Consider the following 12138-nt stretch of genomic DNA (forward strand, 5'->3'; position numbering starts at 1 on the left):
AGTTATTTTCCTGTAAAATAGCGAACTGCTGAAACAAAGAGCCCTTGGTCTTTCTTACCTGGAATATTCTGGAAAAGCCCCTCCTCATAACGTTCTGAGTGTCCCATTTTCCCGATAATCTGACCATTTCGGCTGGTAATACCTTCAATGGCATGACTAGAACCATTTGGATTGTACTTAGAGTCCATGCTTGGCTGACCTGTAAACTCAACATACTGGCTGAAAATCTGACCATTGTCACGCAAGGTAGCAAATTCCTCGTCCGTCACCACAAATTTTCCTTCCCCATGAGAAACTGGGATAGCGTGAATGTCGCCGACTTGAACACCTGCCAACCACGGAGAGTTGACATTGGCAATCCGCGTCTCTACCATTTTGGCAACGTGCTGATTGGCATCGTTGTAGAAGAGGGTCGGACTGTTTTCTCCTGCCTCCTCAAAGTTTCCATACGGCAGCAAGCCCGATTTGACAAGGGCCTGGAAGCCATTACAGATACCGATGATGAGGCCACCTTTTTCGATAAATTGGTCAATAGCAGAGCGGACCTTGGCGTTTCGTAAGATGGTCACGATAAACTTAGCAGACCCATCTGGCTCATCCGCAGCGGAGAATCCTCCTGCGAAGAAAAGGATGTTGGCCTTGTCAATATTGTCAACCATTGTGTCAACGGACTGTTCAATACTTGCCGCATCCAAAGTCACAAATGGAACCAGATTGACCTTGGCACCAGCCTGTTCAAAAGCCTTGGCGGAGTCGTATTCTGAGTTGGTTCCCGGGAAGACTGGGATGTAAACAAGCGGTAATTCGACTGTTTCTTTGGCTTGTATAACCGCTGAACTTGTGATTGCAGGAATATCCTGTAAGTCTGTCGCCTGTTCAAATTCTGTTGGATAGACTTCTTCCAACTTACCTTCAAAGGTAGCTTGTAGGCCCTGTCCAGCTAGGTTGACACCATTGACAAGCAGTGTAAAGTCTGTTGTTGTTTGACCGATTTTCACAGCATCTGGAATGTCTTCTTGCGATGTGAAGACAAAGCCACCTAGCTGACCTGTCAAGCTGGTTTCAAGCTCCGCCAACTCGATTTCTGCACCGAGCTGGTTACCAAAGGACATGAGGGCTAAACTTTCTAGAACGCCTCCGTACTTAACTGCACTAGCAGCCGTAATCTCATAAGCGCTCTGCCATTTTTCAAAAGTCTCAAAATTAGACTTCATCAAGGCAAAATCAATGTCTTCTGACAAAATCTGACCTGGAAGATAATAGATATGCTCGCCAGCCGCCTTGAACTCAGGTGATAGAACCTTGCGGCTGTCTGCCGTTGTCACACCAAAGGCAACCAGGGTCGGCGGAACTGTCAAGTCCTCAAAGGTACCAGACATGGAGTCCTTACCCCCGATAGACGGCAAGCCAAGCTGGATCTGAGCCTCGATAGAGCCGAGCAGTGCTGCTACTGGCTGACCGAAACGCTCGGCCTGTTTGTCCATTCGCTGGAAATATTCTTGATAGGAGAAGCGAGCCTTGGACCAGTTAGCACCTGTTGCAACCAGGCGAGCAGTCGCTTCAATGACCGCATAGGCTGCTCCGTGGTAAGGTGACCAGTCTGCTAGGTAAGGATGATAGCCCTGAGCCATGACAGAAGCCGTCGTCGTCATCCCATGTTGGACAGGCAACTTCTGTACCGAACTTTCTGTCGGTGTCAACTGGTGGCGACCTCCGAGTGGGTGGTTGACGGTTGAGCGACCAACAGATGAGTCAAAGATAGTCTGCAAACCTTTTTGACTGGCATGGTTGAGGTCTGAAAGAAGGTGCTTCAAGTCCTCTTGTAGCGTTTCAGCAGCTGTTTTACGCCTTTCTGGCAAATTGACAGAGCTGTCAACCACCTTGGCATCCACCACCACACGTACACCGTTGGTATCAAGGAAGGAACGCTCCAAATCAACAATGGTTTGACCATTCCAGGTCATGACCAGTTTTGGCTTCTCAGTGACTTTGGCTACAACAACCGCATGGATATTTTCCCGACGGCAGGCTGCGATAAAGGTTTCCACATCTTGAGGACGGATAACGACACTCATCCGCTCTTGCGACTCAGAAATGGCAATTTCCGTTCCATTCAAGCCCGCATACTTGAGCGGAACCTTGTCCAAGTCAATTTCCAAGCCATCTGCCAGCTCCCCAATGGCTACGCAGACACCGCCTGCACCGAAGTCATTGGATTTTTTGATAAGACGTGTAACGTTACCATTTCGGAACAAGCGTTGGATTTTGCGTTCTTCAATGGCATTTCCTTTTTGGACTTCCGCACCAGCTGTTTCCACAGACTCAACTGTCTGTACCTTGGACGAGCCTGTTGCCCCACCGATACCATCTCGACCTGTTTTGCCTCCTAACAAGATAACCACATCACCTGCGACTGATTTTTCACGAACCACATTTTCCTTAGGAGCAGCACCGACAACGGCACCTAATTCCATGCGTTTTGCGACAAAGCCTGGGTGGAAATATTCACGTACATAGGTAGTCGCAAGACCGATTTGATTTCCATAAGAAGAATAACCATGTGCCGCTGTTTTAGAAATGATTTGCTGTGGCAATTTCCCTGGTCGAGTAGCTATCAGAGGTTGGGTAATATCACCTGCACCTGAAATCCGCATAGCCTGATAGACATAAGAACGACCTGACAATGGATCACGAATGGCACCACCGATACAGGTTGCGGCACCACCGAAAGGCTCGATTTCCGTGGGGTGATTGTGGGTTTCATTCTTGAACATGAGGAGCCAGGGTTCTTTTACTCCATCTACATCCACTTCAATTTCTACCGAGCAGGCATTGATTTCATCCGAAACTTCCATATCATCCAGACGGCCATTGGCCCGCTCATAGCGACCAAAAATAGTCGCCATATCCATAAGCGTCTGTGGCTTATCTGTCCGACCTAATTCTGTCCGCATAGCAAGGTACTTATCATAGGTCGCCTGCAATTGCTTTTGGAATTTTGAGGCTGAAAAGTCAATAGACTTGAGCTCCGCTTCAAAAGTCGTATGACGGCAGTGATCGCTCCAATAGGTGTCCAAAACTTTGAGCTCTGTTTCTGTCGGCACACGACCGATTGACTTGAAATAGTCTTGAATGAAAAGCAGGTCTTCCACTTCCATGGCCAAACCAGCCTCACGCTTGTAAGTTGCAAACTCCTCTGCCCCGTAGCTATCAAAAAAGTCCAAGGTCGGAATAGTCGTATCTGACACCGAAAACTCCTGTGCCACCAAAGGAGCATCCAAGTCCTTGAAACGCGAATCCACAGGATTGAGCAAATAATTCTTGATAGCAGCTAATTCTTCTTTCTGCACATCACCATTCAAGATATAAAGCTGCCCTGTATTGACACGCACCTCCTGACGACTGCCCAACAAGAGAAGGGCCTCCTGACTGCTGGCAGCCCGCTGGTCAAACTGCCCAGGCAAAGCCTCAATAGCAAAATAAACCACACCTTCCAGACCTAATTCTTCATCCGACAAAACCTTGTCCGTCACCTGCTCGGTAAAGATATGCTTGATAGCCTGCTCTAACAAGTCCTCCTCAAGATTGAAAACATCGTAAACCTGCACTAACCGCAAACTTGACAGACTTGTCAACTGCAAATTATGAGTCAACTCCTTACGAAGAGCCTCCGCCTTGATCTGAAATTCTGCCTTCTTCTCAACAAAAATCCGCTTTGCCATATCTTCCAATCCTTATTTCACTTCCTGTAATTTTGCCAATACGACTTCGTAAACCTCGGTCAACTCCCCGAGACCCCGACGGAAAACATCCTTGTCGAGATGGTTGCCATCCGCATCCCACAAACGACAATTATCAGGCGAAAACTCATCCGCCAATAAAATCTGACCAGAAGAGTCAGTCCCAAATTCTAGTTTGAAATCAACCAAAGTTAGCCCAATCTGAGCAAACAAGTCTTTCAAGAAACCATTGATACGGCGTGTTTCTTCCTTGATGTAATCAATCTGATCCTGACTAGCCAGTTCTAAAAAGGCAATATGCTCCTCGTTGATAAAGGGGTCATCCAACTCATCTTTTTTGTAATAAAATTCCACGATTGGAGTAGATAATGCAATTCCTTCTTCTACCCCAAAGCGTTTTGAGAAAGAGCCTGCCGTCACATTCCGCAAGACAACCTCAAGCGGAACAATCTCCACTTTTCTATTTAACTGCTCTGTGTCTGACAATCGCTTGATAAAATGCGTCTTGACTCCAGCTTCATTCAACTTTTCAAAAATCAAGGATGAAATCAGATTATTAAGTCGCCCTTTTCCAACAATCTGCTCTTTCTTACCGCCATTAAAAGCTGTCGCCTGGTCCTTGTAAACCGCAACAATCTGGTCACTATCAGCCGTAGCGTAGATGTCCTTTGCTTTTCCTGAATAGAGAAGATCTGTTTTCATGATAACGTTCGCCTTTCATAGATGAAATGGTTATTTTCCTCTATTCTAACACACAAAGTTCGTTTATTCAAAATAAACTTGGAAATTCAATCAAAAACAAAGAAAAACGCCCGTAAACTACGAACGTTTCTCTAATTCTTCATAAATAAAATCCACAATGTCAGACAAGGTTTCAAATCGCTCAATGGCCGCATCCGGCACATCCACCCCAAACTCATCTTCTAAGGTCAGGACAAATTCCATAATTTCCACCGAATCCGCTGCGATATTATCTGTCAAAGACGACTCCGGTAAGACGACAAAGTCAGCTCCCTTCTCATCCTGTACCAGTTCGATAATGCGTTGATAGACCTGCTCTCTAGTCATGGCTGTCCTCCACCACTGAAAATTTCTCCACCGATTTTTCGACAATACCAGCCTCCAAGATCGAACGCGTCTGCTTAATGGTATAGAAAATCGACTGGGCATCGCTAGAGCCGTGAGCCTTGATGACAGGTGCCTTCAGACCAAGCAAGACAGCACCACCAGCCTTCTTATAATCCATAGCTCCCAGTGCCTTTTTAAGAGTCGGCTTGACCAAAAGACCACCCAATTTAGCACGCAGACCGCCATTTTTGATAGAGCCCGTCAACTGACCAACGATAGATTTAGCCGTTCCTTCAATAGTTTTCAGCACAGCGTTTCCCGTGAAACCATCCGTCACGACCACATCTGCCACGCTGTTGAGCAGCTCACGTGCCTCCACATTACCGATGAAGTTGATGGACTTGTCTTCTGACAAGAGTTTATAAGCCTCTTGGTGAACTGGCGTGCCCTTGGTATCTTCCGTACCGTTGTTCAAAAGAGCTACACGAGGTTGCTTGACCCCACGCACATGCTCCGCATAAAACGAGCCAAGGATACCATACTGATAGAGGTGATGGGCTGTATTTTCGGCATTTGCCCCCAAGTCCATCATGTCAAATCCCTTACCGTCCATAGTCGGCAAAGTAGACATAAGACCAGGACGGTCAATGTGCTTGATACGGCCAACCACAAAGACACCTGCCGCTAACAGAGCTCCTGTATTGCCAGCCGATAAGACCGCCTCTGCCTGACCATCCTTGACAGCCTTGGTCGCTAGGACCATCGACGCTTCTTTCTTACGACGAATGGCCTTGACAGGCTCATCATCTGAATTGATTTTCTCCGTGGTATGAACAATGCTGACACGCTCTGTCGCTGTCAAATACTGCTTGATTTTAGCTTCATCACCATAAAGTTGAATTTCGATGTCTGGAAAGGCAGATAAGGCCTGATTGACACCTTCTACTACTGCCTGAGGGGCATGGTCCCCACCCATAGCATCTACTGCAATACGTTTCATAGATTCCTCACGATTGTTTGATAATCATATTATAACAAAAAATCACCTCTACGGCGATTTTTCACTCTTCTGTCATTGGTTTCATGACATCACCCCATTGGCTTAAATCATCTATAAATTTCTTACTTTTTAGCTGAATCCCTACATAATTATCATAGATACTATCTAAAAAATGGCGTAGCTTTTGCTTCATCTCTGATTTTACAGAGATACTGTTAAGCTCATCAAATTGTAGCGATTGAAACTTATCTAGCAAATAAGGAACATTTGGATCTAGGTGACTACGTTTCATATCTTTATCGTAGTGTTCTGGACAGAGTAAGCCAGAATAGTGATAAGAAAAATCAAAAGGCTGACCAACACGGTGACAAAAAACACAGTCATGAAAATTAAGCTGAGCACCAAATCTCTCCAAAATCTGAACTTCAAAGATATTCGTTAAGATTTCATAGTCTAACCCCTCATCCATAAGCTCCAAAGTCTTGGTCAAAAAAGCAAATAGCTGAGGGTCAGGGAGATTGTCTGCGATAGCAGCGTCTGCTAAAGCTACAATGTAAGTGGCATAGGCTAAAGCAAAAATATCTTCATTTATCCTTTTGTAATTTACCGACTCATGATAATCATCAATATAAGACAAGCCTGCCTCATTGATTTTCATTAAAAAGGTAGCGCTTGTCAACGGTTGGATGACCGATGCCAGTTTAGATTTGCCAGCATGTTTCACGAAAAACATTCGCTTGCCAGCTGTCTCTGTAAAAATCTTGACCAGCTTATCATCTTCTCGATAATTACGATTATAGAGAATAAGCCCTCGACTCTCTCTAATCTCCATACTGCTCCATAAATGCTTCTAAACGTCTCATAGCTTCTTTAATCACATCCATGCTAGCTGCATAAGAAATACGCAAATAACCCTCACCATACTGCCCAAAAGCCACTCCTGGAATGAAGGCAACAGCTTGTTCCTGTGCTAATTTTTTCAAGAATGCAAAAGAGTCCTTCCCTTCTGCCACGGGGATTTTAGCAAAAATATAGAAAGCGCCATTAGGACGAATAATCTTAAAATTCATAGCCGTCATTTTTTCGATAATATAGTCCCGACGCTTGATGTATTCCTGTTTCATTGGTTCTGCATCATCTTTACCGTTTGTCAGCGCTGCAAGGCCTGCAAATTGAGCTGAGGTAGTTGCTGCTGTAACCAAATACTGATGGCTTTTAATCAACTGAGCTGTCAATTCTTTTCTAGCAAAGATGAGACCTAGGCGCCAGCCTGTCATCGCATGTGATTTGGACAAACCATTAATCACAATAGTCTGTTCAGGAATAAACTCAGCAATAGAAACATGAGGTTCATCAGTGTAATTCAATTCCGAATAGATTTCATCACTGACGACAAAGACTGGGAAATGCTCCAAAACAGCCGCAAAAGCCTTAATTTCTTCCCTAGTATAAGTCACCCCCGTCGGATTGGCAGGATAGTTAAGAAGTACAGCCTTGACCTTATCTCCATGAGCTCGCAAAGCCTCTTCCAACATCTGAGGGGTCAAGATAAAATCATTTGCCGTCGTATCAATCTCTATAATTTGTGCACCAACAAGATTAACAATAGGCTCATATCCTGGATAAGCTGGGGCAGGTAACAGCACCACATCTCCTGGCTCTAAAATAGCCGTTAATGTTGCAGATAAAGCTTCCGTAGCACCGACTGTCACTAAAACTTCATTATCTGGATTGTATTCAAGATGATATTTATCTTTGACAAAAGCTGATGCTGCTTGACGCAATTCTAGGAGACCAGCCATACCAGTATAATGGCTCTGATTAGCATCAATAGCAGCTTTCGCAGCTTCCTTAACATGATCAGGAGTATTAAAATCAGGTTCACCCAAAGTCAGCTTTAAAATACCTGGAATCGTTGAGATAGACTGATCAAATTGACGAATCATAGAAATTTCAATTCTATCCAAATTCTTATTAAAACGTTTTGTTACATCCATAAACAGCCTCCTAGAGATAATACCTCATTATAACAAAAAATCTGTCTCAAGGACAGATTTCTTATGCTTATTTATGCCCTAATTCAAACAAAGGAGAAAGTGGGCGCTTTTCGTGTATACGAATAATAGCATCCGCTAGCAAATCGGCGATTGAGATTTGCTCAATTTTATCAATTAAACGCTCCTCTGGAAGGAAAATCGTATCTAGGACGACTAATTTCTTAATAGCTGATTTGGTAATGTTTTCAAGAGCTGGACCAGATAATACTGGGTGAGTACATGATGCGTAAACAGCAGTTGCACCTGCTTCTGCTAAAGCATCTGCAGCATGACAAATCGTTCCCGCTGTATCTATCATATCATCAATCAAAATACATGTCTTACCTTCAACATTACCGATGATGTTCATGACCTCTGAGGTATTCATCTTATCAACACTACGACGCTTATCAATAATAGCAATCGGCGTTTTCAAGAATTGTGCCAATTTACGAGCACGTGTCACCCCACCATGGTCCGGACTAACAACTACCACATCATCCCCTTTAAGACCTGAGCGGTCAAAATAATCGGCAATGAGCGGTGCCCCCATCAAATGGTCGACTGGAATGTCAAAGAATCCTTGAATTTGAGCTGCGTGAAGATCAACTGTTAAAAGCCTATCAACGCCTGCAACCTCCAACATATTAGCTACTAATTTTGAGGTAATCGGCTCTCTGGCACGTGCTTTACGGTCCTGACGAGCATAACCATAGTAAGGCATGACCACATTAATAGTCTCTGCACTAGCACGCTTAAGCGCATCAACCATAATCAAAATTTCCATTAAGTTGTGGTTGACCGGAGCTGAGGTAGACTGCAAAATGAAGACATGATGTCCTCGAATTGACTCCTCAATATTGACTTGAATTTCACCATCCGAAAACTGGCGAACAGATGACTTCCCAAGTGGAATTCCCATTGTGTTAGCCACTTTCTTTGCCAACTCCTGATTGGACGATAAAGCAAACAGCTTCAAGTTGTTATACGACATGATTTCCTCCAAGTTTTTTTGTACATCTTATTGTAACCCTTTTTATTAGATTTTTCAACGAGTTATACAATCTTTACCAAGTAAAAAAGAGTCACACGACTCTTTTAATACTTTATGGGTAGATATAGCCTGCAATACCAGAGGCTGAGGCGTTAAACCAACCACGGTAATTACCGATTGACATATTACCCCCATAGTTTGATTCCATAACTTGGATTTCTGATCCATTGATAGCTGTGACAACAGCAACGTGTCCATAGTACGAATTTGTCCAAACAGCAACTGCACCTACTTGTGGCGTTGTACCTGTAGCGTAACCTGCTGCACGTGCACTACCTAACCACTGAGCTGCATTCCCCCAGTAGTTTCCTACCCAAGGAGCCAATGATTTCGCACCCCATGTACACTGACCTACAGGATAAGTATTATTTGCTGAATAAGTCACCTTATTACTTGACGCTGCTGTTTCCGTTGTTGCAACAGTAGCTGTAGGTGTAGTTGAAGCTACAGCTGTGCTCGTCGCTGCTTGTACTTGAGGAACAGCTTGAGCTTGCGCTGCCGCTTCGCGAGCTGCTGCTTCACGAGCTGCTTTTTCTGCCGCTGCTGCTGCTGCTGCCGCTGCTTCTGCATTAGCTTTTTCTTGTAAAAGTGCTGCTTTCTCTCCCTCTGCTGTTGTTAACTGAGCAGCTAGGTTAATTTGAGCAACCTCTAGTTCTGCTTGTTGAGTCTTCAAAGCAACTTCATTTGCCGCAAGTGTTTTTTGGTTCTCCCAAACAGTATTGATTGCTTTTTGGTTCTCTTCTTGCTTTTTCTGAAGTGAAGCCTTATCTTCTTCTTGTTGTTTCAACATGCTTTCATTTGCTGAAACCACTTCTCGAATCGCAACGACACGTCCAATAGCATCTGAGATAGAATCTGCATCCAAGATAGCTGAAATGTAATTTGTTGCTCCGCTATTTTTCTGCGCACTACGTGCTTGTTCTTTTAAAGAATCTGTACGTGCAATGATTTTATCTGAAAGCTCTTTAATTTCTGCAATTAATTGTTGAGATTCTTCTTCTAATCGTTTATTTTCTTCTTCTAATTTTGTTTTCTCTGCTTGCAATGAGGTTACTTGAGCTTTAATCGAATCAACTTGAGCTTTCGCTGCTGACTGTTCTGCCGATAGGCTACTAATAGCAGCTTCTTTTGCGGCAATCTGTGCTTCATAATCTGTAGCTGATACAAGTGTTAGATTTGAAAGAGTGCTTAGTGCAATACCACTAAGTAAAACTGCTGATAAAATACGTTTCTTCATAATCTAAATAATTTCCTTTCAATGAGACACTATACATTCTATCAAAAAATCACGTCCCCTATGTTACGTGATTATTACAGTTTAATTGATAGTTGAAGACTCTTTATTAATCTTTTGAAATATTGGATTGGTGAACAAAATAATAACTGAATTAACTAGTATCGTAAACAGTAAATGATGTGTCACAACAAATTCAATAGGTTGCCTTGTCAAGCCATAAATCCATGCCAACATATAGGAAATCCCTTCAAACAGGAAGATGAAAACCAGAAACATCAAGTAGCGTGTTAAAGGGAGATTAATCAGTCCTTTATGCTTTCTTGTCAAATAAACGATTAAAGGATAGATGAAGATACTAATACCAATCGTATGATAGAAATAATCATCGGTCAAAAAACCTAAACATAGAAAGACAAGATAGAGTAAATTGCTGTCTGACTTTTGTACCCAGAATAGTAGAATAATCAATACAAGATGACTAGAGAAAAACATTGAACTAGGAAGTAGCGGTATTAAAACAGCAGGCAGTTGGCTATCAAAAATAAAGGCTAGTAATGCCAAACAAATCGCCACAAAAAAGAAAGGTATTCTAGACATCTTATTTTCCTACCAGTGTTACATACGATAAGCTGTCCATATTAACGTCTGATTTAACATAAACAACTTTATTAAGATCAGTGTCAGAGCTCACGTCTACTACCTTTCCAACTGTCACATTCGCAGCCGTTTTCCCATCTAAACCACTTGTCACTACTAAACTTTCTTTTGAAATTTCTTCTTGAGCATTTAACTTCGTTACAATATAAGCATTTTTCTCACTGTCATACCCAGATAAGATACCATAAATATCGCCTTTATCCGTAGAAATTCTTACTGGAATATTTGTAAAATCCCCGGTATTTGTCAGTAAATTAATTCTGGAAGAAGTCGAAAATGCCTGGTCAACAATTCCTATAAGACCACCATTCGATATCACTAACATACCTGAAGAAGCGCCTTGTGACTCCCCAATATTAACCGTTATCCAATCCAACCAAGCAATAGTCGAGCGACTTGCCACTTTAGCTGTTAAAAATTTCTGAGTCGCAAATGTTTCTTTAAGATTTAAATTGGATTTTAAAGCTGCATTTTCCTCTTCTAGTGATTTTATTTTTTCCTCAGCCACTTGTAAAGCTGCCAGTTGTTCAGCCAAGTCTTGATTCTGTTCTTTAATTTCCTCAATAGATGAAATATCGGAGATAAAAGATTTCATTTGTGATATCGGACCTGAAATCATCGAAGAAATCGGTGATAGTACCTGATTAATAGGACGCGAAATCGCTTGACGCCTCTGATCATTTTGAAAAATAAAAAAAATAAGCGAAGTAACTATCATAAAACTTACTCCACAAACTAAAGCAAAACGCGATAAACGCCATTTTTTCACAAGCTACTCCTAATTTAGAAAAATAAAAAGAGTTATCAATAGATAACCTTATCATAAGTACGGAGAATAAGGGATTCGAACCCTTGCGCCAGTTACCCGACCTAACGATTTAGCAAACCGTCCTCTTCAGCCTCTTGAGTAATTCTCCATATATTATGGGCACGAGTGGACTCGAACCACCGACCTCACGCTTATCAGGCGTGCGCTCTAACCACCTGAGCTACGCGCCCAAAACTAAAACTGCCGGCTACATGACTTGAACACGCGACCCTCTGATTACAAATCAGATGCTCTACCAACTGAGCTAAGCCGGCCTATTATATATCCTATATGCGGGTTAAGGGACTTGAACCCCCACGCCCGAAAGCGCCAGATCCTAAATCTGGTGCGTCTGCCAATTCCGCCAAACCCGCATTCATGACCCGTGCTGGGCTCGAACCAGCGACCCATTGATTAAAAGTCAATTGCTCTACCAACTGAGCTAACGAGTCGTAAATATGATGCAAACATCGTTTGCTCTATTTCCAACTTCAAAATGCCTAACAGTCATTTTGAACGGTCCCGACGGGAATCGAAC

At 43.0% G+C, this 12138-nt stretch carries 10 protein-coding genes and 5 tRNA genes; all 15 read right to left on the bottom strand.

The features are described from left to right. Positions 1 to 2 precede the first annotated feature (2 nt). The 15 genes from G575_RS0107955 to G575_RS0108025 all read right to left on the bottom strand — a co-directional run bounded on the left by G575_RS0107955 (position 3) and on the right by G575_RS0108025 (position 12052). Positions 3 to 3722, bottom strand: a complete 3720-nt coding sequence (locus G575_RS0107955) for a phosphoribosylformylglycinamidine synthase (protein WP_027972266.1) — start codon at positions 3720 to 3722, stop codon at positions 3 to 5. A 12-nt stretch (positions 3723 to 3734) separates the two neighbouring features. Beyond that, a complete protein-coding gene (purC, locus tag G575_RS12210; RefSeq protein WP_027972267.1) occupies positions 3735 to 4442 on the bottom strand; it encodes a phosphoribosylaminoimidazolesuccinocarboxamide synthase in 708 nt (235 codons plus the stop codon). Positions 4443 to 4559: 117 nt separating this feature from the next. Further along, positions 4560 to 4808, bottom strand: coding sequence for a phosphopantetheine-binding protein (locus tag G575_RS0107965; protein ID WP_027972268.1), 249 nt, complete (start codon positions 4806 to 4808; stop codon positions 4560 to 4562). Continuing rightward, a complete protein-coding gene (gene plsX / locus G575_RS0107970) occupies positions 4801 to 5808 on the bottom strand; it encodes a phosphate acyltransferase PlsX (protein ID WP_027972269.1) in 1008 nt (335 codons plus the stop codon). The genes G575_RS0107965 and plsX overlap by 8 nt, the downstream gene beginning before the upstream one ends. 61 nt (positions 5809 to 5869) lie before the next feature. Next, on the bottom strand, positions 5870 to 6640 hold the full coding sequence (gene recO / locus G575_RS0107975; protein WP_027972270.1) for a DNA repair protein RecO: 771 nt from the start codon (positions 6638 to 6640) through the stop codon (positions 5870 to 5872). Continuing rightward, the gene (locus tag G575_RS0107980; protein ID WP_027972271.1) at positions 6630 to 7805 is read right to left on the bottom strand and encodes a pyridoxal phosphate-dependent aminotransferase; all 1176 of its coding nucleotides are present in this window, start codon (positions 7803 to 7805) and stop codon (positions 6630 to 6632) included. Before G575_RS0107980 ends, recO begins: the two co-directional genes overlap by 11 nt. A gap of 67 nt (positions 7806 to 7872) precedes the next feature. Beyond that, entirely contained in the window at positions 7873 to 8838 is a 966-nt protein-coding gene (locus G575_RS0107985) for a ribose-phosphate diphosphokinase (RefSeq protein WP_027972272.1), read from the bottom strand. 112 nt (positions 8839 to 8950) lie between these two features. Continuing rightward, positions 8951 to 10135: a peptidoglycan hydrolase PcsB gene (gene pcsB / locus G575_RS0107990; protein WP_027972273.1), complete on the bottom strand. Its 1185-nt coding sequence runs from the start codon at positions 10133 to 10135 to the stop codon at positions 8951 to 8953. Between the two features lie 81 nt (positions 10136 to 10216). Beyond that, a complete protein-coding gene (gene mreD / locus G575_RS0107995) occupies positions 10217 to 10732 on the bottom strand; it encodes a rod shape-determining protein MreD (RefSeq protein ID WP_027972274.1) in 516 nt (171 codons plus the stop codon). A gap of 1 nt (position 10733) precedes the next feature. Continuing rightward, the gene (gene mreC / locus G575_RS0108000) at positions 10734 to 11561 is read right to left on the bottom strand and encodes a rod shape-determining protein MreC (RefSeq protein ID WP_027972275.1); all 828 of its coding nucleotides are present in this window, start codon (positions 11559 to 11561) and stop codon (positions 10734 to 10736) included. Positions 11562 to 11621: 60 nt separating this feature from the next. Further along, positions 11622 to 11709: transfer RNA gene (locus G575_RS0108005), tRNA-Ser, on the bottom strand. An 8-nt stretch (positions 11710 to 11717) separates the two neighbouring features. Then, positions 11718 to 11791, bottom strand: a tRNA-Ile gene (locus G575_RS0108010). Positions 11792 to 11802: 11 nt separating this feature from the next. Continuing rightward, positions 11803 to 11875, bottom strand: a tRNA-Thr gene (locus G575_RS0108015). A gap of 17 nt (positions 11876 to 11892) precedes the next feature. Beyond that, positions 11893 to 11974 (bottom strand) — tRNA-Leu (locus G575_RS0108020). A 5-nt stretch (positions 11975 to 11979) separates the two neighbouring features. Continuing rightward, positions 11980 to 12052, bottom strand: a tRNA-Lys gene (locus G575_RS0108025). Positions 12053 to 12138: the final 86 nt, after the last annotated feature.

Origin of the sequence: Streptococcus plurextorum DSM 22810, assembly GCF_000423745.1 — a bacterium.
Classification (GTDB): Bacteria; Bacillota; Bacilli; order Lactobacillales; family Streptococcaceae; genus Streptococcus; species Streptococcus plurextorum.

What these genes read in the sequence shown, in the direction of transcription:
- G575_RS0107955 (WP_027972266.1), bottom strand. Translation starts at nt 3,722, where the DNA reads ATGGCAAAGCGGATTTTTGTTGAGAAGAAGGCAGAATTTCAGATCAAG.
- purC (WP_027972267.1), bottom strand. Translation starts at nt 4,442, where the DNA reads ATGAAAACAGATCTTCTCTATTCAGGAAAAGCAAAGGACATCTACGCT.
- G575_RS0107965 (WP_027972268.1), bottom strand. Translation starts at nt 4,808, where the DNA reads ATGACTAGAGAGCAGGTCTATCAACGCATTATCGAACTGGTACAGGAT.
- plsX (WP_027972269.1), bottom strand. Translation starts at nt 5,808, where the DNA reads ATGAAACGTATTGCAGTAGATGCTATGGGTGGGGACCATGCCCCTCAG.
- recO (WP_027972270.1), bottom strand. Translation starts at nt 6,640, where the DNA reads ATGGAGATTAGAGAGAGTCGAGGGCTTATTCTCTATAATCGTAATTAT.
- G575_RS0107980 (WP_027972271.1), bottom strand. Translation starts at nt 7,805, where the DNA reads ATGGATGTAACAAAACGTTTTAATAAGAATTTGGATAGAATTGAAATT.
- G575_RS0107985 (WP_027972272.1), bottom strand. Translation starts at nt 8,838, where the DNA reads ATGTCGTATAACAACTTGAAGCTGTTTGCTTTATCGTCCAATCAGGAG.
- pcsB (WP_027972273.1), bottom strand. Translation starts at nt 10,135, where the DNA reads ATGAAGAAACGTATTTTATCAGCAGTTTTACTTAGTGGTATTGCACTA.
- mreD (WP_027972274.1), bottom strand. Translation starts at nt 10,732, where the DNA reads ATGTCTAGAATACCTTTCTTTTTTGTGGCGATTTGTTTGGCATTACTA.